11 protein-coding genes are annotated in these 23,919 nt (G+C 44.2%); 1 reads left to right on the top strand and 10 read right to left on the bottom strand.

Annotated features, from left to right (window positions below; translation table 11 throughout):
• Nucleotides 1–13: 13 nt before the first annotated feature.
• The gene (locus tag CRN95_RS09980; RefSeq protein WP_097020777.1) at nucleotides 14–964 is read left to right on the top strand and encodes a hypothetical protein; all 951 of its coding nucleotides are present in this window, start codon (nucleotides 14–16) and stop codon (nucleotides 962–964) included.
• Nucleotide 965: 1 nt separating this feature from the next.
• Here CRN95_RS09980 and CRN95_RS09975 read toward each other — a convergent pair whose 3' ends face one another.
• The 10 genes from CRN95_RS09975 to CRN95_RS09930 all read right to left on the bottom strand — a co-directional run bounded on the left by CRN95_RS09975 (nucleotide 966) and on the right by CRN95_RS09930 (nucleotide 23,337).
• The gene (locus CRN95_RS09975) at nucleotides 966–1,892 is read right to left on the bottom strand and encodes a hypothetical protein (RefSeq protein WP_088631009.1); all 927 of its coding nucleotides are present in this window, start codon (nucleotides 1,890–1,892) and stop codon (nucleotides 966–968) included.
• A gap of 51 nt (nucleotides 1,893–1,943) precedes the next feature.
• A complete protein-coding gene (locus CRN95_RS09970) occupies nucleotides 1,944–2,864 on the bottom strand; it encodes a fibrobacter succinogenes major paralogous domain-containing protein (protein ID WP_141099875.1) in 921 nt (306 codons plus the stop codon).
• Nucleotides 2,865–2,956: 92 nt separating this feature from the next.
• Nucleotides 2,957–4,192 (bottom strand): hypothetical protein, encoded by a 1,236-nt coding sequence (locus CRN95_RS09965; protein ID WP_088631011.1) that lies wholly within the window; start codon nucleotides 4,190–4,192, stop codon nucleotides 2,957–2,959.
• A 104-nt stretch (nucleotides 4,193–4,296) separates the two neighbouring features.
• Nucleotides 4,297–5,718: an SUMF1/EgtB/PvdO family nonheme iron enzyme gene (locus tag CRN95_RS09960; protein WP_097020776.1), complete on the bottom strand. Its 1,422-nt coding sequence runs from the start codon at nucleotides 5,716–5,718 to the stop codon at nucleotides 4,297–4,299.
• A 10-nt stretch (nucleotides 5,719–5,728) separates the two neighbouring features.
• Nucleotides 5,729–7,594 carry a hypothetical protein gene (locus tag CRN95_RS09955; RefSeq protein ID WP_088631013.1) on the bottom strand — a complete coding sequence of 622 codons (1,866 nt, stop codon included), beginning with the start codon at nucleotides 7,592–7,594 and terminating at the stop codon, nucleotides 5,729–5,731.
• Nucleotides 7,595–7,603: 9 nt separating this feature from the next.
• Nucleotides 7,604–10,627 carry a carbohydrate binding domain-containing protein gene (locus CRN95_RS09950; RefSeq protein ID WP_159462301.1) on the bottom strand — a complete coding sequence of 1,008 codons (3,024 nt, stop codon included), beginning with the start codon at nucleotides 10,625–10,627 and terminating at the stop codon, nucleotides 7,604–7,606.
• A gap of 469 nt (nucleotides 10,628–11,096) precedes the next feature.
• Entirely contained in the window at nucleotides 11,097–12,983 is a 1,887-nt protein-coding gene (locus tag CRN95_RS09945) for an ABC-F family ATP-binding cassette domain-containing protein (RefSeq protein ID WP_235002982.1), read from the bottom strand.
• 68 nt (nucleotides 12,984–13,051) lie between these two features.
• On the bottom strand, nucleotides 13,052–14,191 hold the full coding sequence (locus CRN95_RS09940; RefSeq protein WP_097020775.1) for a hypothetical protein: 1,140 nt from the start codon (nucleotides 14,189–14,191) through the stop codon (nucleotides 13,052–13,054).
• A gap of 284 nt (nucleotides 14,192–14,475) precedes the next feature.
• Nucleotides 14,476–18,738, bottom strand: coding sequence for a fibro-slime domain-containing protein (locus tag CRN95_RS09935; protein WP_097020774.1), 4,263 nt, complete (start codon nucleotides 18,736–18,738; stop codon nucleotides 14,476–14,478).
• 198 nt (nucleotides 18,739–18,936) lie between these two features.
• On the bottom strand, nucleotides 18,937–23,337 hold the full coding sequence (locus CRN95_RS09930; protein ID WP_097020773.1) for a fibro-slime domain-containing protein: 4,401 nt from the start codon (nucleotides 23,335–23,337) through the stop codon (nucleotides 18,937–18,939).
• Nucleotides 23,338–23,919: the final 582 nt, after the last annotated feature.

The following is a 23,919-nucleotide window of genomic DNA, read 5'->3' as shown; positions in this document are numbered from 1 at the left end:
GTATATTGAGGGCGTGAACTTAATTCTCCTCTGGGCGGGCATCGCCGTCATTTGGCTACTATGCATCTGCATGACTAAAAAAGGTCGTGCAGTTATCCGCATTCTCTGGAGGAGCATCAAGGTCAAACTCACCATCATCGCTTGTGCCTTGGGGATCGCGGCCATCACAACCGCATATGCGACGCACCCCGAAGAATCCCCGCGCCCAACAATTGATGAAAAGCTCGAATACCAGAAGTACACCACGTCCGCGATTCAAAAGCTCTGCGACCAAGGTGAGCTCATCATCGACATGAACTGCAATCTCGACAGCGCGGCCGCAGAACTCGCCTATATCCTCCCCACCGTCATCAACAATTACAATATCGTTGTCACGCGCCCTACAACGCCGATTCTCGAATCCATCAAGGACACGTTACAGATAAAGATGATTGGCTACAAAAAATTCAGGAACAGGGGAATCCGCCTCACAAAAGCGCTACAACGCGATCTCGGCATCCGCTACGATATCGAAATCAATTCCGAAGACACGGACCACACGCTGAAAATCACATACAACGGAAAGCGCTGGGACAGCGAACACCTTTGCAACTTGCCTGTGCTTGAAGCATGCCTCCGCGAACGCACGGATCCTGCCGTTCTCATGTCCATCATCCATCACACTTCCGGATTCCAGATGAACTATCAGGGCAAAAACAACACGTCAGGACTCTTAGCGCTCGATACAGGAAAGGGTTTAGAACAAATTGATATAGGCGCCCGCCGCCTCAAAAAAGTTCTCGCGACATCACCCACGCTCGCCGACGCGGTCGCACAATTCTACCCCGACACAGAGCATCGCAACAAATTCGAGAACTGGCGCAAGGACCCGCAAAAGCATTATTGGGTGGGCCAAGTCCTTACGGACATTCAATACTACCGTAGCAACGGGATGACGCTCGTGCCGCGTAAAAGAGCGGAATAGATTATTTTTTTAATACGGTCGTCATCGCTAGAGAATCCCTGCGACCATATTGATCAACGTAAATCAACGTCCAATTGACCGTTGTATCAGAAACAAACGGTTCCGTTCGAGTATTCACAAGAGTATAGTACCCACCCATCAAAACATCTTTGGTCATTTTCAAGTAACCATCGACGGTTCCAACATCTTCTTCGATTCCTGTTTTTTTATCAATCTTTGTATAACATACCTTAGGTGGATTCTCTTTCACAGATGCAGTATATACAACCGGCATTTTACATGAACTTCTCGCTTCACATTTTGCAAACAACTTTATAGAATCAGGCGGGAACCGTTCCTCCGCGCATCTATCCGCACGAATTAAAGCCACGCTATTCTCCGACGAAGCGTTTATCGAATCCATTGTATGTTTTGAAATCCAATCAAAGCCTTCAATTTTTTCACTCATCAAAGATATGTTTTCAGGCAAGCCTTTCGCCTCGAACGAGTAATTCGAAAAGACGGAATCCTTCAACACAGCACATGGAGGCAAACGAAGCTCTGCAAAAAATTTTCGCAATGCGACCATATCAATTTTAGGAACTTCAACTTCGAACGAAAAATTCGATACCCGATTTTCACCATAATTCAAACGAACCGTATCCGCATCGATAGGAAATTTTTCATTGCGCTTTTCATGACAAAAATCAATGTACCGGCATTCAAAATTCGAGTCTTGAATATCGCAATTGAAATATCTCGACGCAATCGTAAACGTATCAACAGCATAAGGCCCGCTATTATAATTTTTCACCTTCACGTAGGAATACACTATATTGGATTTATCCGCATCGTTCACCACACTGCTTGACGGATTTGACTTTCCGCTGTCCGAACAAGCAACACAAAGAAGACATCCTAACGTCGCCGCAATCCTCAAAAAATTCATTTCTCTCCTCCTTTTTAATCGTTCATTTATGAATATAATTTAAAATTTTTCCTATAGTTCTCCCTTTACGCAGCGAACGGAATAGCCATCATACTTTTCGGCATCATTAGGGAAAATCACTTTGCTATAAGAATAGTAAAAGTCCGCATAATATGCGTCATATTCGTCAGTCTCGCTAGAAGTCCAAATACATGCACTCCGTCCTTCTTGAACAAATTCACCAGCAAAATTTATTCGCCCCGCATAAAGCAATGCAAAACCGCCTTCTTTCGATTCTCTCAACACTTCGCCTGCAATCTCATCGCCACCAGCAGCAACAATCAAATCGTTCCAATCGTAATTTGACGGAACACGCCATCCCGGCGGGCAAGCCCCCTGCACCGGTAACGTAAGATTACATTCATGTCTATATCCGCACTCATCTTCCGACTTGCCAACAGCAGCCGCCCATTTATAAAGCCGTCCATATTTCGCACAATACTCAGCAGAATCGTTATAGCAGTGACTATCCACTGTTTCGTAATTGAGATTTTGTGCAAACCACCACAAGTGTCCAATTTTCACAATCTTGTAAGTCTGCCCGTCACGTTCATCCGTCATGGTTCCTGTCACCGCATCATTCTTTTCTGATGAAGATGATTTCTCATTCTGGACGCTCGAAGAACTGATAGAAGCTTTGCGATTACTGCCAGAAGATAAACTTGCAGAACTCATCCGAAGTGAACTACTGCTTTTAACAACAGAAGAAGACAATTTATCTTTTGATGAACTCGAAGAAACAGCGGAATCCATAAGGCTGCTACTTGTCCCTCCGACCATTGAGCCGGGATTTCCATTGCTACTGCTAGAAAGAGCCCCAATTGGGATCAAGGATGACGAATTTTCATTCGCAACAAATGGATTGCTAGATTCATCATCGCAAGCCACAAAAAGTAAAGTAAAAAGCAAACTAAAATAGAATAAGAGCTTCATTTATACTCATTAAAAACATTTGTACTAAATATAAAAAAAATTAAGAAAATTACAGATATATCAAATAAAAAGTTTTTCAAGCGAAAACGGAATCAATGCGGAATAAGCGTCAGGTTTTTTTTGAAAATTTCGCGCTGCATCGGGGAAGATTCTAAATAATCATATTCACCGCCTTCATAAGGATACATAATGTTGAAATAATCAGGACAACCAGTCCAAAGAACTACTAACGAATCTGTTTTATAAGTACTATCCAACAAAGCCCAATCCAAAGGATCTTCAATATCAAAACAACGCTTTCCTAAGCCTTTTAATTTCAAACTATCTTTATATTTATCTACATATTTCTGACAATAGGGCGTATCTTCTAAACCATCTTCATAAACTGAATAATCGCCCCACGCCAACAGCTCTTTCATAGTCAGCGTCGTATGAGACAGCCCCAAAACATGGCCAATTTCATGCACCGACACATTTTGAATAGTTTTTGAACCACGAGCAAGGCCATCTGAACCACGAAAAGCAACAACCGACACATCCAAATTCAAAGAGCTTTGGTAAAAAAATCTATAAGCATATCCCGCTCTAACACTATCTATATAATCGACTAAAACTATATCAAACGCACCATCTTTTCCAGACTCACCCCATGGTTCACTTAATGAATCTATAATACGCGATGAGCCTACATACATAACTGAATCCTTCGTAAACATATACCCCACAGAAGGATGTTCATACGCATAAGAAATATAAACCGTATCTACTTGAATATCAAAATAATTATGAATAGATTGTCCAATAGCCCTTGCAAGACTATCAACTGATTTACCATCTGCGGTGCTATCAAAAGCTCCTGCAACAATCAAATTCAATGATAAATGATCTGAATAATCACCCACACCAACCAAACTCACATTATAAAAAGAATAATCCAAAAAATTTCCACCCACATCTTTTAAATGCAAAATAGCATGAGCAGGTTCATTTAATTCACACGAAAATTCAAATAAGAAACGATTCCCCTCTCGATGACCAGAGCATCCCGTTTCGCAGCATTCAATGCTATCAACGAAAAGCACTGGTTCAACATCAACAGAATCACTATAAGCAACAAGGGAGTATCTACCGCCAGATGTAATTCGCGTTCTCACCCCCTCTTTCGTAATCCGTTCATCAAGAGAATCACTTAATTGATGGACATTAGGAGTGATAAAAAAATAACCTTTAACAGAAGGATTTCGTTCTTCAGCATCAATACCAGATTCAGTACAAGCCCAATACAAAAGAGACACTAAAAATATGCATGTATTTTTCCTAAATTTCATTCAACTCCATCTCCTAATAATAGGACTTTCCAAATATACTATTACTTACGAAATAACATAATCCCTCAGCAATAACTGAGGGAAAAACTTTTCTAATCAAGCGTCTATTTTAATAGGCGGACAAGCCTTAAACCTTGATACTTACCATAGCCACCAACATAATTATTAGCATGGGCACCAAAATTCAAAGCCTGCAAGGAATCATATAAAAAACCACCCTTACAAGAAGTTATTTCGTTTCCAAAAATACTCTTTCCCGGCAACATTACATTTTCACACACAAGGCCCATCATATCATAAAGTCCATAATCATTTGGCTTCTTCATTCCAACTGGGCGAGACTCTTGATCATAGACACCGTACTTTTCAGAAATCATAACACCTTCGCCAAACCACGCATATTCAGAGGCCAAAGTAGAATTTTCACTATTTCCCCAAATATACTTTGACTTTTTATTTCCAGCTTTAGCCAAAGTCATCCATTCATTATAGTAAGGAAGACGATAACCATCAGCATTATCATCTATTTCAACACGAATCCACCCTTCATCTGAGTTTTCGTATGTTTCGAAAAAACTTGTTGTAGCAACATCAAAACTACCATCTTTATACAACTTAGGTAAATATTTTTTTTGTTTTATTTTTTTTAATTTATATACAGGCTTTAATCCATCACGAATACTACGAGCATTAGCATAAACCAAAGCATCATACAAATATACTCTAACTGCCGCTGAATCATGCGTATCGCAAATTCCATTTTTTTGCATGTTCTTCTTTTTCCCAATCCAATAATTATGATACTCTAAAGGAATTTTATCTTTAGCACGGGAATAACTTGGTATTGAATCCCATAACCCGTAAATTATTTCACAATTCGTTACCAAATATTTATCAACAGCAAGAATTTCTTTTATAGACGTATCCCTTACTGGATCTGGATACTCTCTATTATTCATATTTTTTCGTTCATCAGTATATATAACATTCTTCTTCAAAGAATATTCCTTGCCATAAAAACCGATTTCATGCATAGATTTGGACAAATCGATTCGTCTCATCCCAACAAGAATATTCACAATCTGTTTTTTTCCTGTTTTTGAAACATAACGAATCTGCGAAGACTTAACAAACTTGCCAGAATCAAATAACACACAAGAATCATTCGGAGAACTATACGATAAATCGTAAATAAACCAACGACCACCATTTGCATCATCTACACATAACGAAACCATCGTATTTTTCTCTACTTCGACCCACGAAATAGAATCCCGTAGGGATATTTTAAAGGAGTCATCGTTTTGTATTGATCGAGACAAAGTTTTTGATGAAAAACTTTTTTGCGAATCACCAACAATAACGATTGCTTTTGAATATTTCGATCGAGCAGAAGAAACACATTCTGTTTTTTCTAAACAATCCTCATTTCCAATTTTTTTCCCATCGAGACCAAAAATGGAATAATCTGCAGCCAAAAGAACTATTGGCAAAAGGAAAATACTAATAACAATATTCTTTTTCATCTTTTACTCCTTATTCACTATACCTACCGCAATTTGCATTTTGCAGACATTCCCACTGAGAATCAAACGTTCCAATACGATCATTTGTGCTCGTTTCAACAATTGGCATCGGTCTATATCTTAATTTTGGACCAGTCGGAACCTCATGATTCATAAGATTTGCCTCTGATGTTATAAAACTACATTTTTCTTTTGTAAACAAATATCTCATCCAATATTGTCCCCCAATAAGCTGACGTTCTTCCTTATATATAAATTTACCATCTTCACTCATTTCCATACAATAAGGCACAGACGGATCCCCCCCATCTATATACAAATCAGACAAATCAAACTGATGACCAACTTCATGAATAAGCGTATTTAAAGATGACTCTCCCACCCTACGAGGAGCTATAGATACCGCACCGACAAGTTCGTCATCATCATTTCTATAAGGATAAGTTACTTGCGCTTTATTTTGCATACCAGGAAGGAATGCATAAGTATCAACATACAAATAATCACAATCTGAACTAAACGAAATTGGTTCACCAGATTGTCCGAGCAACGAAACCACAATAGGATCAGGTCCATTTAAAAATTTTAGAACAACAGGCACAGGTTTTTCACCAGCACCTCCTGAGCATTTATTCGAATAACTTTTTAAAAACACAGGCAATTCAGCACCTTTACCAAAACCATTCCCATAAAGATTTTTATACGCTGTATAAAAAGCTTCTTGACTTTTCGGAAAACTCAGCTCATTTGAATTTTTTTGATTTTTTAATTTCCAAATAAGTCTAAAACTATTTATACCAACAACCGCTCTTACCGGATTCTTTACAGCTGCTTCACTTTTTTTCTTATAAATCAATTTATCTTCTTCATATTGCTTACACCAAGCATCCTGATAGGCAGCATTTCCTTCTTCTTTATATTTTTCGCAATTATTTTTTGATTCATCATACCTAAATCTAGCTTCATTAAATTCCTTAAACATAGGATTTCGAAGCAATATTTTATCTCGCAATGTTTTATAAATCGCATCATCTCCACCATCAGTCATATCAAACTCTAATAAACTTTCAAGACCTATTTCAGATGGTTTTATTTCTTTGAGATTCACGCTCATAACAGCTTGTGAAAAAACTTCATTCATTTTAGTCTGCAGTGTATTTCTTTCATAACATCCAGCCTCTCCCAAACACGAAGATCCATCTTCGCCATCAAACTGAACATACGTTATTTCATAAGGTCCTTTTTTTTCATACGCTATCACATGTAAATTTCTGTCAAGATCATTATTACCATCCATAAGTTTATAATCACCCGCATCCAAAGACACATCTCCATCACATGTACTTCCTGAACACATTTTAACACCATCTTTATTCACTAAAGATATTTTTGAATATTCAGAAGGGACCTTTAATTTAACTTTAGCAACTTCCCCTTTAGCAACCGAAACATAAACATCCTTTCCTGCTTCAATGTAATCAGGCCAATTAGACATTGGGTCTTTATCAAACCCATACTTATGTTCTTTGGATCTATAATACCATGGAAGCGTATTTTGCCAAGTAAAGCCAATTACAGAGCCTTCTGCATGAGACTCCGCCAAAATATTAGGATATTCTTTAAATAATTCTTCTTTAGACATGGTTCCACCAGGAACATAATCAGACTCAAAATCATCGAAATCACAATATTCTGGATCAACTGCAGAAAGCTCATGACAATTTACAAATACAATATCTTCACATTTTGCCGGATCATAGTTTTCCCTACATTTTGCAGTCTCCTCAGTTGAATCAACATCACTCGTAACTTTTTTATCAGAACAAGCAATACACAACAAAGCTGTTATAACAGACAATATAATTTTAACAAACATAAGATCTCCTTATTTTGAAGCTTCTATATGAAAAAAATCCGATAATTCTTTCATACAAATTACAATTACATTTTCATAATTTTTAGCATCTTCTGGACGTCTCGAAAAAACAATTGGCTTTCCTTTTGTTTGCGTCATAGTTTGGAATACGTATTTCCCATTTTCATCACCAACACGATATACTTTAAAGCGAATAGGCTTAACATCTGTTCGTTTCGAGCCATTAACATCTTTCACCCACAACGTCACATTTGCCTCAGAAAGATTTGTTTTACTGTGCTTTCTTACAGAAAATTTCATTACACGCGCATAAGGCGACTTTGCCAAATAATTCCTATACCAATCACCAGTTATTTCATCAATCAACGGAATAGCCGGTTTTATAGTTTGGACTTTACCATCAACCCCAAGAGTCCCTATAAAAGATTCCCCTCCTTCTTTTAACGTCCATCCATACGGCCCCAACGGAATACTACTAAGTTCACGATCAGAACCAATAATATCAGCTAGAGGAACATTCACATTTTTCGTACCAGCACTCACTAAATGCGATTCATTTGAAAGGTTAATTCCAGCATCATACCCCATAAACATATTTTCGCCCGCAAAATTTGCTTCGTCAACAAATTTCGGATCTCCTGAATAAATAAACTCACCCCAACCAGAATACGTCTTAGACAATGATGAATTCAAGACATGATAACCGTTAACAACTTCACCAGCACATTCGCCAGGAGCGCAACTCGGCGTAGCATTCTTCCAAAAAATACTATTCCCAATAGTTCCATTTGCATTACCACCAATGGCGGGATTCGAAACCATAGCAACATTGGCAAAGAATGTCGAATTCCAAAGATTTAATGTCGCAGATTCGTTGTTTATCGCGCCGCCATCCAAAGCAGCGTGGTTGTTATGGAATATCGCATTACCGATATAGGTATTACCAGCAACAAGTTCAACGGCACCAGCATTTTTACCAGAAAGATTTCCCGTAAAAATCACATTGAGCATATTTGTTTCGCCATTAACTACAACCGCACCACCATCGCCTAAAGCGGCATTACCAGAGAATCTGGCATTTTCAAGGTTCAAAACACCAGCAGCATACAACGCGCCGCCATCGCCATGTGATTTCGCATCAGAGATTATAACATTATTAACCGTAAGCTTTTCGTTATCCGCACTAACAGCACCACCATTGCCCACATTAAATCCGTTTGTAATCCGCACGCCTACCAAACTACGCGGCGAACGTCCTTCAATTTCAATACGGGATGTTTCACCAAGATTAATAAGAGGCAAATCACTCTCAGAATTCAAATCCCAAATATTTCCCTTATAACCAACCAATTCAAAGCCAACCTTCCAAGGAACAACGCCATCACTATACTTTGCAGCAGCATTCCATGTACCACCAGCCATATTGATTTCACGGCCAGTAGTCTTTGCAATTTCAAGAACTGTTTCAAAATCGCCGATTGCTGTTGCAACAGTAGAACCATCGCACCCATCCTTACACGGAGTCTGCGGATTCCAATAAACACGATAATTTGAGTTCTTCACAAATTCAAATTTGTAATTGCTGCTAAACGCCTCAACCGGGAAGCCCGAAATCATATCACGAGAAACCGATATATTCACTGTTGTATTAGACGAGGAAAGATCAATAACTTTAGAATCGCCTCCATTAATTTTCACATTTGAATTCTTTGAGTACACATACATCTCCACAGATTCAGCGTTCGTAGGCAATACAGAACGATAACGATAAATCCCAGATTCAAAGAATGGACCAAAATGTTCTTCGCTATGGGAAATTTCATCTATACGTGGCTGCCGCGAAACAGTTGATTGAGGTTCAATCCTGAATTTATTCGCATACACCCCCCCCACCAAATGAGAACGAGACGGAACATTAACATACGCAGCCGGAGCTATTATCGAACCAAAATACAGGCCATCCGTTCCAAAATTCACAGAAGTTCCAGCAATTTTCCAAGATATTTCATTCGGACCGCCACCGATAATTGCAAAGCGATTTCTATCGCCAAAACGAACATTTCCCGCTACAGCAATGGACACAGGACCAGAAGTCATATCAAACGTGAATTGAGCATCGGGTTCCGTAAAAAAGCTCTGGAAGGTATAGGATCCAGACGAAAATGACACCTTTGATCTCGCATTGGCATAAAACGTTCCATAATTTCCTGGAGGAAGAATCACAGATTCATCCAAATTAACGGAAATCGGCTCTACACCAGCGGAAAATTCGGGAAGAGCAACAACCGGTTTCACCAAAGAAGTCTTTTTCTTCGACGAAACAACAACATAATTCTGTTCCATACAGGGATTGCCATATTGCAAATCTCCCTCCATATAAGCTCTTTCGTACAATGCGCATTCATTCGACGCATCTACATTTCCATAAATTTTCGAATCTGCGCCCAACAGAAGTTTCGCTCCAAAGATATCCCCTAAAGCCATGGAATAAGGGCGAAAATCAACTTCATCGGCTATAACAGTATAATCCAAAATATCATTGAAACCTACAGCAAGATCACTTCCTATAGTATTTTGAGGATTGGAGCCGCAATCAAGGCAAGTTAAACTGACGTCAGAAAAATAAACCGTGCCGGATCCCTTTCCTAGATTAAACTCAAGCCGCGCATCATCAACGTTACCAGACTCCATTTTAAATGTTTTGGTTATAACACGACCATTAACTGTTGCTGCAATTTCACCAAATTCAGCGAAAGCATCATATGGAGCGCCATCTCTACCAATTCGAATTTCGGTATTTTTCCTTTCTCCAACGCCCTGCAAAAAGAATTTCAGCTCATAAGTCTTACCGTCTTGCAATTCAATATTTCTACGAGTCAATTGAACATGCCAATAATCATAGCCACCATAGGAAACAGAGACTGTCCCACCGCTAATAGTAGCATAAGCCCCTTCATACATAGCAAGGGACCATTCGGAATACGGGAAATCAACGGCAAAAGATTTCGTCATCGCCGTCAAGACCATCAGCATTATCAAATTCCTAAGAATTGATTTACAACATTTAGAAAATTGCAACACACACAATTTCATTTCATAAACCTCATTTTAACATTACAAATTAATAACATCATAAAATAATAACATTATTTTATCTTGTCAACAAGAAATCATTTATTACAAACTTATTTTTACAAAATATAACAATTAAATTTCTAGCAAATTTCCATTCAAACTATCAAAAACAAATTCATTTTAGCAAACGTTATTAAAATTCAAAACAAAAAAACTCAAAAGCATTATTGGGTGGGCCAAGTCCTTACGGACATTCAATACTACCGTAGCAACGGGATGACGCTTACCCCGCGCAAACGCGTGGAGTAGACTTAACTAGATTGCCGCGTCACTTCGTTCCTCGCAATGACGAAACTGTCATAGCATTGTCATGCCCGACTTGATCGGGCATCTCCCTTCTACCAAACTAATGACTAAAGACTATTGACTAGTCTAATTTATACTTGTCTTTCGCGGCTTCGAGTTCAGCACTTGCCTTTTCCCAAGCGGCGTAAAGTTCTTCGGTCAGCTTCTTGTTTTCGTCCATGTCCTTTGCAATGGACGTAATCGCATTGCCGTCGCCAGATTCCGAAGCGGCCACAAGCTTTGCTTCAAGTTCACCGCCGAGAGCTTCTGCCTTCGCGATTTCTGCTTCGAGGCGCGCGGTCTCTTTTTCGAGCGGCTTAATGACCTTGCTGCGTTCGGCAATGTAGTCTGCTCGCGCCCTGCGGTCTTCCTTGGTGCGCGGCGTCGAACTCACGGGTTTGTCGTCCGTGACGTCGATATTCGAGACCTTGATGTTTGCGGAGTTCGCGCCGCCCGGCTTCTTTTCAGAAGCCCAGCCAACCTTTTCAAGGAAGTCCGCGTAAGTGCCTTCGAAGATACGGCACTTACCACCGTCGAAGACGATGAGGCGCGTCGCAAAAGCGTGCAGCAGTTCTTCGTCATGCGTCACGACAAGTGCGGTGCCATCGTAATCTTCGAGCGCATCGATCAAGCTCTCGATGCTTTCCATATCCAAGTGGTTCGTCGGTTCGTCGAGCAAAAGCATATTGCTTTCGTTCGCCAAAATCTTGCCCAAAAGCACACGGCTACGTTCACCACCCGAAAGCACCTTGACCTTCTTCATAGCGGTGTCGCCGCTGAACATCATCACGCCAGCAAGGCTACGCGCACGGCTCTTCTGCGACACATCCGCAATCGCACTTGCAATTTCTTCTTCGACCGTATTTTCAAGATTCAGGCGGTTGATGTTCGTCTGTCCAAAGTAATTTATCTTGAGGTTCGGGTTGTAATTGATTGTACCCTGGGTCGGTTCAAATTCTTTCGCAATCAAGTTCAAGAGCGTCGTTTTACCACGACCGTTCGGGCCGATAATCGCAATGCGATCACCCTTGAACACTTCCATCTCGAGGTCCGAAATCAGCTCCGGACCGTAACCGTTTTCGTTCTTGTACGCAAAGTGCAGCCCATGAATCTGGAGCATGCGCTTGCCCGGGAATTCTGCATTCTTGAAATTGAAATCTAGGTTGCGTTCGTGCGAGAGGCGCTCACCCGTTGCAAGCTTTGCCGCAGCCTTAATCTTTGACTGCACCATCGCAGCTTTCGCCGCCTTGTAGCGGAAACGTTCGATGACACGCTCGAGCTGTTCCTTTTTGCGCTGCTCGTTTTCTTGCGTGCGCATCGCCACTTCTTCTTCTTCGGCAATCGTCTCGCGCAACTTTTCGACCGTCCCCTTGACCTTGCGCATCTTGTGGCGGTGAATCCCCACCGTATGCGTGCAGACCTCGTCCATAAAATGGTGGTCATGCGTAATCAAGAGCACTTCGCCCTTCCACGCGCGCAAAAAGCGGCTGAGCCAACGCATAGAAACAATGTCCAAGTAGTTCGTCGGTTCGTCCAGCAAAAGCATGTCCGGTTCCGACGCCAAAACCTTCGCCAAATTCAGACGGATCTGGAAACCGCCCGACAAAAGCATCGGGTCTTTCTGCATGCTCTCTTCGTCAAAGCCAAGACCAAAGAGAATCGCCTCGACCTTGTGTTCTTCGAGCCAGCCGTCCTCATTCACCTTGAGCACGCTGCACGCTTCTTCGTGAACCGTCGGGTGCGTGAACTTGATGTGCTGCTGCAAATAGCCAATCGTATAACCCTTCGGGATGTCGATGTTACCGCCATCGAGACATTCCTGCCCGAGAATCATCTTGAAAAGGGTCGATTTGCCGCAACCATTGCGACCAACAAGACCGACGCGTTCATGGTCGGCAACAAGCATGCTAGCGTTATCCAAAAGGACCTGCATGCCAAAAGACTTAGAGACGTTCTGAATTTGAATCACGAAATCAAAGATAAAAAAAAGCGCCCCCCACGCTAATGGGAGCCGCACCTAAACTCAGCAGAGCGAGATTACTTCCAGTCGAGAACTTCGCGGTTCCAAGAAACCGGAGAACCCGTCATGATCAATTTCTTATCAAAGCCGCTGCCATTGCTCATCTGCTTTGCAATAAAGCCAGACTTGTACATGGTAGCCTTCTTGCCGTCCTTGTTCTTGCCGTCATAGACAATGTCAAATCCGACCCATCTGTAAAGGACAAAGCCGAAGAAGTTTCTGCGGTATTCCCAAGAGTCGCTCGTGATGATGAGCTTCTTGATCTTGTAGCCCTTCACGAGAGCCTTGAGTTCCTTTTCAATCTTCGGACCCTTCCAGGTCTGCTTCGGGAGGTCAGCCATCTTGACCGGAGTCGGGCCACGCTTGATAGCATCCTGGACTTCTTCGATCGGAGACTTGCCCACGATTTCCTTGAAGTCAGTCACTTCAACTTCGTAGAACTTTTCCGGGAAAGCAACGCCCTTGTAAACACCCTGGTCGATATAGCCGTATCCTTCCGGCACATAGAAGAACTTGCCGCCCTTCTTGTAAACGAAAGCCATCGCAAAAGCGTTCTTGTCGTTATACTTCATGATGGAGCCAAAGCGGTAAGCGCGCACGAATTCGCTTTCACCCTGTTCCTTGTCAGACGGGCCAATCCAGCGGGACTTGAGATTTCTGATATCGTTGTCCTTCGTGATCATGTAGACTTCAGCCGGCAATTCGCCTTCGAGCATCGTCTTGGTGGTATCGTCGATCTTCTTCGGATCCCAGTCATACACGAGAGCCTTCGGGGTATTCGGGGTCGGGCCATCGACAACCGGCTTACCAAAGCACTTGACGCACTTTGCAACATGGTCCTTCCAGAAGACGACATTGCTGTCGGCATCCCTATAAAGCACGTCGTAGTTCAAGACATCCGGTTCGCGTTCTTCGGCAAGTTCATCCGTGTGGATGAACACCTTGATGATGCCCTTTTCCTTATTGTCCTTCCAGTGGTAGAAAACGCGTTCGAGGTAACGGTTAGAAATATCGGCGCCCACCGGGAGTTCGCTTCTAGCCATCGTCGGCTTGTCAGAAGCAGGGGCCAAAGCGGCATCGGCAGGGACATCATCCTGAGCATTCGCCATCGAGAAGGCGAAAAGTCCTGCAGCAAGAGTCTTGAGAATCAGTTTCATTCCATTCAACCTTGCGGGTTCCAAATGACAAACGACATTTCTGGCGAACCCACATTTGCCAGAAATGCGCAATTTTTTGGACAATGTAAATAAAAAAGATACGTTTGGCAACAAATTATCACGAAATTACTACAAAAAACTTCAAATTTCCAATAGACTTTCAACATCTATCAACACCCTTTGTAAATAAAATTCAGGCATAAAGAAAACCCCGCGTGTAACCCGTTAAGTTTCAAAGAGTTACTTTCCGCGAGGCCTATTCTTAAGCTGTTGATAAGTTGTGGTTATTTCTTGCCGTGACGGCGAACACCCAAAGTAAAGGTCTCATCGGACTTTCCGACAACCTTGTCGCCCTGGAAAATCTTGAACTTGAGTTTCGCGATATAGACACCCGTACCAACCCAGCGTCCCTTAGCGGTATGGGCATCCCACATCAAGAACACGTTACCCGGATTATCGACACAGTCCGTGCCGAACACAGCCTTGTCATTGCAGGCAACAGAGCCATTCTGCACATTGACAAACTGCCCAAGCGTCGAGAAGTATTCCACTTCCCACTTAATCTTCGCCTTTGCAAGTACCGTTTCTCTAGGTTCATCCGAATTCAAAAGGAGCGTCTTCGCGACTTCGCTCAAGTCAAACGTAATCAGTTCGCCCGGAAGCCCTCTTTCGGCAATGACATCGTCCAGCTTCTTAGACACATCGACACGGACCGGAGCGACATCCGCCTGGTAAGGCCATTTTTCCGGAGTCCAGTTCATCGGATCCACAGAGACAACGCCCGGAGTTTCCACGCCTACGCGCTGTTCACCTTCAATTCGACGCCACGGATTGTTCACATGCGGCACATTGCCGTTCAAGTCCTGCAAGACACCAGGAACAAGGCGCACCATGAAGCCCACATCCGGGAGAACAACGTTATCCGATGTCTTCTGGTACAGCACATCATAGTAATTGCTTGTCCTCGTCGGCGAAACAGAAAGCACCGCAAAAAGCGACGGGTCTATCAATTCACCGGCCTTGTCCTTGAATTCAAGGAACGCCATTCCATTGAGCAAGTTCGCCTGCGTGGCCTCGCTGATATAGACCGTCAGCTTGTTCACCGTAGCAGAAATCGGCTTCACAATGGGCTTTTCCAAAAGAATGGCGCCAATGCGGTCTTCAATGGCAAGCCCATCCAAGCTGAGCTGCGTCATCTGTCCGGTTTCCTTATCCATGTACGTATAATGGTACCTGAAGGACCCCTGATAAAGTTCCTTGGAGCCACCAGTAAATGCCACATTCAGCAAACTGTCGGCATAAATAGAGAGGCTCTGTTCGCCCTGCATCAACGCCGTAACGCTCGGCACAGAGGCAACCGTATGCCAGTCGTCGCTACCAAACGTCCAGGCAATCGTATCCGGGATAGTTTCGCCAAACGGCTTGTTGAACACAACAGAAATACTATCCAGCACACCATCACCATTGCGGTCAAACGCTTCGCCAAGACTTGCAAACGGCACAGGCGGTTCCTTGAAGTGGATGTTGCCCCACGAAATCACATTCGCGACTCCGCTTCCAGAAACTTCAAAGCTAGCGTTCGTCACCGAGGAATCGCCAACCACATAGAACTTGATGACACCCGTAGAATCGGTAATCAGCTTATTCACGCGCTGCTTCTTTTCATCCAAGAAAGAAATCGGGAATGAAGTCTTCAAGTCCAAAACGGCATAGCAGTCCGTACAAAGTTTCGTCATGTAGTACACGCCCACCTGCAAAGGTACCGTATCCGGGTAAGCCACATGCGTCAAGAGAGTATCATAAGCTGATCCATCAAACGGAAGACCACGCAAGCTAATACCCGTCGGATCAAATGCCTTGTAGGCTTCCGGACCGTTAAACACGTCGATAAAAGCAATATCCGGTAGCGGGTACGCAGGCACCGTAAAGTAGACAGAGCTAGACTGGCTCATATCGCTAGCCAAGAAGAACTGCAACATGTAAGATCCCGGAGCCAAGGAACGCTTGCGTACGATTTCCACCGTATCGATCACAAAGCCAGCCATGTTGGCATCGATGTTGATACCTTCAATCGTTCCCGGCAAAAGCTCCATACCCGTCGACGGGATTCTCTCGTCATCGCCAAACAAGACAAACGAGGACTGCGCAGGCATCGTATCAATCTTTGTCGTGCTAGAGACATCGCAACTGATCGACTCATCCATCAACAGCTGCAAAATGTTGTACTTGATTGTTCCATCCGTCGTCTTTTCTTCTACCGGGTAATACGTCTTTTGCGTCTGCAAGTTGATCGACGTACGCATCTTGAAGTTCGAACCATTGGCATTGCGTTCCGAGAAGAAAATATGGAACGGGTATTCACGGCCTTCAATAAGTCCAAGCGTATCCAAATCCACAGCACGTTCTACCGGGTTATGGCAACCACCGATATCCACGACGAGGCGGTTATTGATAAAGACCCACACGTCATCGTCACCGCGGAATTCAAAATACTGGCCCTTGATGTACTTGAACTGGGCAGAAATCTTCATGGCAAAGCTATAGTTGTGCTTTTTACCGTTCTTGGTCAGCTGTTCATCCCAGTCAAATTTCGGGTTGCGCACCGTCTTTGCCGAATCCAAGAATTCCAGATTGTCAATCGGAAAGAACCCGCCATCTTCATTATTCTCCGAAATATCTGCAAGCCAGAACCCTTCTTCGTCCAGCACAAGGTCAATGTCACGGCAAACAGCATTTGTGTATTCCTTTCCAGCCGCATCCGTCGCCACCACCTGCGGCACAAACCACTTCTCGATTTCATGAGCCGCAGAGCATTCGCTCCAAGGGTAACTCAAGGAATCGATACGTGCAGGCAGGCCATTCACGAGCGTATCCTGGACCATGCCAAGAGCGACGCCATCGTACGTTGCCGAATGTTCCGCCTTGCAGTTCGAATATTCCTCTCCATTAAAGAGGACCGTCGTATAGGGGTTACCAGACCAGATGTTACCAAAGTCCACGTCAATACTGTCATGGAAGCCTTCACCGGCCCAGTCCACAACAAGAGCCGAAATCTTGAGCGACGGGCAAATGCCAAGAATGCCCGGATATACCGTCGTATCGTTCGGCTCATAGCGCTGTTTCGGGTTCGGATACACCCAAACCGTGTCATGCGACGCCAAGGAAGAATCCAGCGAAATCAGGGAATCGAGCTCGTCCTTTTCCGCGACAACGCCCTTGCCACCGTAACGCTCCATACCAAAAGTCTGTCTAAAGTAAACACGCCAATCATCGACATGCTTGTAGTACGTACCGCTATACCAGCCGCACGTATCTGCAAGCGGAGCCATCTTGACAACCTCGCCCATAGATTCCACAACCAGCGACGGCGAAGTATTGTCCCACGGGCTCTTCAGGCGAATGACCTTGGGCTCCGGCGGATAATAAGCAAAGTCCATCGTTCCAAGCGAAACCGACGTATAGAACCAGACTTCATAAATTCCAGTCGGGAAAAACTCACTTGCAAGCGGGCGTGACGCTTCCGGGAAATAAGGATGTTGCGGCCATTCGTTGCTGCCACGCAGAATCTGCACATGCGACATTTGAGAATTCCACTGCGAAGACTCCACAACCGTATCCGCAAAATCAATATGACGCCAATACTTATATTCGCCTTCATCGCTCAACGGCGTCGGCGTATTCAAGATGTTATTATCAATTTTGATATAGAAAGCGCTATCACGGAATGTCGTGTTCGTACGCCACGGGTGGTAAACATGCAAACGGCGAGTCGGGTCAAAGCATTCACCTGGAGTCCCGATTTCAGCAGATGCAGTAGGGCTTGATGCAGTTCCATCCACATAAACCGTATCATTCAGCGACAAAAGCGAACCAAGATCAATAAGCGAATCCTTAGACGCCGGCACTGCATACCACGGAGCCTTATAGCGGATAAAATGGGCAACCTTGATTGCGTTTGCCGCCATCTTGTCTGGCGTCAAAGCACCATAGAACCAGCCACACTTCGTCTTGTCATCTTCACTAAAGCGCATCAGCACGGAATCCGCACCAAAAATCATCTGGGGGAGAGCCTTGTTGCCCCACGGGCTCTTGAACCAAACAATCTTGGAACCCGGAGCCATGAACGACTTTTTGTAGGACATGTCCGTCACGTCCGTATAAAGCCAGATTTCCGTTTCAGAACCAAAGAACGATGTAATCCTGGGCTTTCCGCCTTCCTTCCACGAAACGCAAGCGTTATTATTGTAGTTATAGTCGTCCGTATTGGGGCATGCCTTGAATTCAAAGTCTTGCCATTCCTGGAAATCGGCAATCGTCTTGCCCGTCCATGTATACGAATACCAGTTGTCGCCTTCGCTCTTCATCATGGTCTTGGACAAATCACCAAAACCCGGATTGTACTCCGTTACGCTACCGACAACATGCGGAATATATTCTGAAGCAGTTGCATCATTGCGGAAAGGCGACTGTAAATGCACCGTCAAGTCTGCCCATGCAGTGGCAACTAAAGACAATGAAGCAAAAATACCCAAACAACAGTGTTTCATTCAACACCCTCTTAATTTTGCCCACACTTTAGCTAAAAGATATATTCAATTATTCAAAAATCAAAATGCAATAAGGAAAAAAAAGTAAAAAAAAGAAAAACCCCGCTCGAGGCGGGGTCAACATTACAACAAGAAGCTGTCATGCCCGTCCCGGAACGAGTCCGGGATGACAGTCGGGCTTCGCCTTCTCTTACAAAACTATTTGATCTTTTTTGTTCCGTGCTTGTATTTCTCGTTGCGGCGGATACCGAACGTGAACGTTTCTTCTCCCTTGCCAACGATTTCCGTATCCGAGAAAATCTTGAACTTGAACTTCGCGATATACACGCCCGTTCCAACCATGCGGCCCTTGTCACTCATGGCATCCCATTCGAAGAACATGTTGCCGGCATTCTGGATACAGTCCGTACCATAGACGCTCTTGTCGTTACATGCGAATTCACCCTTGACCCAGTTCACGTACTGACCCAGGCTAGAGAAGAATTCGATATCCCAGCGGACCTTGACCTTGCTCAGGATTTCATCCCTAGTTGCACTGTCAGCCTTGCTCAGCAACAGAGTCGTAGCGTAGTCGTTCAGCTGGAACTTCACCAACACGCCCGGCAAGCCCGTTTCCTGGATAACTTCCTTCAAAGTGAGTTCCGGATCCACACGGACCGCAATCACGTCATTGGTATCGCCCGGCCACGGATTATCTTCAAACATGCCCGGATTGACCGTCACGACCTTCGGACGTTCAGTTTCGAGCGGCTGTTCACCTTCGATTCTGCGCCACGGGTTGTTCTTGTGCGGCGTATTCCCGAGCTTATCCGGCAATACACCCGGCAACAAGCGGATCTTGAAGCCAACTTCAGGAATGATATATTCAGTAGACTTCTGGAACACAAGGTCATAGTAGTCGCTTTCGCCCGAAGGATCATACGAAAGAATCTTGTATGTTGCCGGATCGACAATCTCGTCGTTCTTGTCTTTCAGTTCAATAAACCTGGTATTTCCAAGTCCACTGGAATTGCAAGCTTCAGAAAGCTTGATCGTCACCTTGACCACATTATCCGACATAATCTTGAGCATCGGCTTTTCGAGCATAATCGCACCGATTCTTTCCTGAATCTTCGTCACCATCACATCGGACATCTGCGTCGAAATCGTCGCATCGTCTTCATAAATGTATTGGTAGAGGAAGTTTCCTTCGATAATGCCCTTTGATGCACCCGTCAACACGGAATCAATCAAGCTGTCAGCCGTAATGATAACAGTCGAATCGTTCTTGACGAAATCCGAAATTTTATCCATGGAGAATTCATGCCAGTCCTTGCTGCCAAAATTCCAGGCAATGGAATCCAGCTCATGCTTCTTAAAGGCATTGAATTCAAACGGAACGTAGATACTGTCCGGAACACCGTCGCCATTGCGGTCGTAAATTTCGCCGGTCTTGGCCAAAGGAATTTCAGGATCCTTGAAGTTGATATTTTCCCACTTGAGCTGGTTCTGGACACCGCTAACACCGACAACGCTAAACGAAGCGCCAGTCATCGGGGCATCGCCAATCACATAGAAGCGGGCAAGGCCCTTGTCATCCGTTATCACAGTGTTCATCTGCTGTTCAGTCTCATCGTAGAAGAGCATGTTCCTGTCGCTCGGAACCAAGTCCAGCACAACATTGCAGTCTTCGCAAATATTGCCCATATAGGTCACCATGACCTCGATGTACTTGATTTCCGGATAGCGGACATGAGTCATCAACGTGTCATTTTCGCCAACCACAATCGTTTCGCCCTTCAGATTCTTGTTCTTCGGGTCAAATGCGGTCAACTTGTCTCCAGACTTTTCACTGAACACGTCAACAAACGCAATCTCCGGCATCGGGTATTCAGGCACTGTGAATTCGTAAGAATCGTTCAAAGACATGTCTTCTTCGAGGAAGTAGTACAAGGTGTATGTTCCCGGGCTCAGCGAACGCTGCTTCACAATTTCATCGATATTGATTTCAAAGCCAGCCTTATCCGCATTGATAACAATACCACCGGCAAAATTAATACCGACACTCAATTCCTTAGTTTCAGAGAGGTTGCCACCTGCAAGGTAGAAGATAGACGGAGCATCGCTCGTATCTGCCACAGATGTTGCACGCGGATCGCAGCTGATGGCCTTGGAATCCATCTTCAGCTTAAGGACACCCGTGATACTGCTCTTGGAATTTTCCTTGACAATCGGAAGGTACGTGTTCTGCTTCTGCAAGTTGATGGAGGTACGCATCTTGAAGTTCGAACCCGTCGCATTACGTTCTGCATAGAAGATATGGAACGGGTATTCACGTCCTTCAACGAGCTTGTACTTTGCATTGCCCTGGCCAATCGTATCGAGGTTGACAGCACCTTCCACCTTTTCATGGACACCACCGATATCCACGACAAGGCGATTATTGATAAAGACCCACACATCATCGTCACCACGGAATTCAAAGTACTGACCCTTCACGTACTTGAAGCTGGCAGAAACAGCCATCGCATAGCCATAGTTGTGACGGCACGTATCAGTCTTACCATCCTTTTCACTAGCCCACTTTACCCATCCCGGAACATCCCAGTCGAATTTCGGGTTCGGGACCTTGCCTACAGTATCCTTGGTGTCGAGGTACTTAAAGTTGTCCAACGGGAAGAATCCCGGGCTTACTGGGTCATTGCAGTCACCCGATTCATTCGTGTAGTCGGCATACCAGAAACCATCATTATCCAGTTCAAGTTCGATATCCTTGCAGACCAGGTTCGTTAAAGAATCACCCGTCGTCGGATCCAGCTGGATAAATTCAGGCTTAAACCACTTTTCAATTTCATGGGCTGCAGCGCACTTATTCCACGGGAAATCCGCAGAATCCACGCGAGCAGGGTATCCTCCAACAAGCGTATCTCGCACCATTCCTGTTACAGTACCGGCCTGGCAAGAACTGTCGGATCCAACCTTTGTGTACTTGTTTCCACCATAGGTATTACCAAAGTCCACATCTATACTATTGATTTCGTCCTTGTTTTCATCAGTAATTTCAGGGAAAAGATTAATCGGGTGTTCGCCAGCCCAGTCATAGAATCTGGCAGAAATCTTCATGCTCGGGCATTCACCAAGCTTGTTGGGGAACGTTGCAGAAGCTTCTGGGCTACTATAGCTCTTGTCATGCGGATAGACCCACGCCGTATCGTGTTCACTCATCAAGGAGTCCAGGTTAATCAAGCCTTCAACATCGTCACTAGCCTTGACAACGCCTTCAAGCGCATACTTTTCCAAACCAAAGCTCTGCTTGAAATAGACCTTCCAATCTGCGGCATGCTTGTAATACGTACCTTCGAACCAGCCGCAAGTATCCTTCGAGAACGTAGACATTCTCACGACATCGTTGTTCGCATCGACAATGAAAGAAGTCGGCGTATTTTTCCACGGGCTCAGTAAACGGACAACCTTGGGTTCAAGCGGTGCATACGAAAGATCAAGATATTCCATAGTGGAGCTGGTAAAGAACCAGGTCTCATAAACACCAGACGGGAACAAGTCGCTTGCAACCGGACGGTTCTTTTCACTAAAGTAATGAGCTGTAATATTTCGTTCAGTATAGCTACGGATGATCTGCACCTTGGCATCTTCAGACTTCCATGCTGCAGAAGAGACAATCGAATCTGAGAAACTTAAAGAAAGCCAATACTTATAATCCTTGTCATAAGCAAGCCCGGTCTGAGCAGGGCCCACAACATTTGCATTCTCTTCGAGAACAGAATCAGGGCGGACACCATCAATGCTCACAAAAATCGTGCTATCGCGATAGACGCTGTTATTACGCCACGGATTATAGATATGCAATGTACGGCTCTTGTCGAAGCATTCGCCGACCTTCCCCATCTTGATGCCAGCAGAAGGAACAGCTTCTGTCCCATCAACATATATAGTATCCTTCTTCGAAAGCGCAGTGCTCAAGTCGATCATTGCATTCTTACTTTCAGGAACCGTTAACCAGGGAGCCTTGAAACGCGTAAAATAAGCCATCTGGAGCACGCGGCCTTCTAACATTTCAGGCGAGATTGCGCCATAGAACCAGCCGCACTTCGTCTCGTCCTCAGAAAAATGCATCACGATGGTATCTTCAGCAAACACCATCTGAGGGAGGGCCTTGTTACCCCACGGGCTCTTGAACCAAACAATCTTGGAACCCGGAGCCGCAAAGGACTTCGTATAATCTCCAGTCTCCTCATCTGTATAAATCCAGACTTCGGAACTGCCCTCAAAAAGATCATAAATATTAATATCAGTGCCCTGAGGCCAAGCAACACAAGTTGCCTTAGCATCATCGGTACATCCCTTAAAGCTAAGCGTCTCAGTACCCTTAAAATCAGAAAGGGATTTTTTGAACGTATAAGAATACCAATTGTCGCTCTCACTCTTCATTAAAGTAGAAGAAGTGGCTCCAACAACCGGTTCCGAAGCATTCTCAACAACGTGAGGAGAATAAGTAGTAGCGGCAACGCCAAAAGGAGACTGCAAGTGAACAGTCAAACTAGCAAAAGCCGAAGACGCAGCAGCGCCCAAAATACAAAAAGCCAAATACAGGTGTCTCATACAACACTCACCTTTTAGTTATTCCACACCCGTAAGTTTAAATTTACACTATTTTTTTGTAAAAAAACAAAAATATTAAAAAAAAAAGAATTCTTTTGAACCAAAATTATGTATAGAAATCGACATTCCCAAAAAACGTGAAGAAAACCCCCGAAAAAAGAACGATTCGCACCCAAATAGTGCAGACAAAGTATTTAAATTAGAGTTAATACAAATTAATCCATCAACTTTAAAAAGGCCATTTTAGACAAGGTATAAAACGTTTTAAACGAGACTTCCCTGCACAAGTCCGGCACGGACAGGGGATTCCCGCTCGGGGGCGGGAATGACACGGAGCCGAGTGATGCAGAAACATGCTTGCATGTTTCTATATCCGAGGCGAACAAGTCAGGCCACGTTAGGGGAATGACAGAGCAAGTCCGGCATGACAGCGCACCACGGGATTCGCGGGAGCGCCTGCGCGATTCGTGGAAGCGGCGGGCGGCACAAAAAAGAAAAAGCCCCGCCCGACGTGTTGCGTCAGGCGGGGCGTGAATCCAGCGGCGACCTACTCTCCCGGGCCCGGGGGCCAGGTACCATCGG

The sequence above is a fragment of the Fibrobacter sp. UWB16 genome (genome assembly GCF_900215325.1).
Lineage (GTDB): Bacteria > Fibrobacterota > Fibrobacteria > Fibrobacterales > Fibrobacteraceae > Fibrobacter.
The sequence above is the reverse complement of the archived record's forward strand: the minus strand, read 5'-3'. Positions and strand labels throughout refer to the sequence as shown.

Coding starts and splice junctions, on each gene's coding strand:
- CRN95_RS09970 (WP_141099875.1), bottom strand. CDS start 2,864: ATGAAGCTCTTATTCTATTTTAGTTTGCTTTTTACTTTACTTTTTGTG.
- CRN95_RS09960 (WP_097020776.1), bottom strand. CDS start 5,718: ATGAAAAAGAATATTGTTATTAGTATTTTCCTTTTGCCAATAGTTCTT.
- CRN95_RS09965 (WP_088631011.1), bottom strand. CDS start 4,192: ATGAAATTTAGGAAAAATACATGCATATTTTTAGTGTCTCTTTTGTAT.
- CRN95_RS09975 (WP_088631009.1), bottom strand. CDS start 1,892: ATGAATTTTTTGAGGATTGCGGCGACGTTAGGATGTCTTCTTTGTGTT.
- CRN95_RS09940 (WP_097020775.1), bottom strand. CDS start 14,191: ATGAAACTGATTCTCAAGACTCTTGCTGCAGGACTTTTCGCCTTCTCG.
- CRN95_RS09935 (WP_097020774.1), bottom strand. CDS start 18,738: ATGAAACACTGTTGTTTGGGTATTTTTGCTTCATTGTCTTTAGTTGCC.
- CRN95_RS09950 (WP_159462301.1), bottom strand. CDS start 10,627: ATGCTGATGGTCTTGACGGCGATGACGAAATCTTTTGCCGTTGATTTC.
- CRN95_RS09930 (WP_097020773.1), bottom strand. CDS start 23,337: ATGAGACACCTGTATTTGGCTTTTTGTATTTTGGGCGCTGCTGCGTCT.
- CRN95_RS09955 (WP_088631013.1), bottom strand. CDS start 7,594: ATGTTTGTTAAAATTATATTGTCTGTTATAACAGCTTTGTTGTGTATT.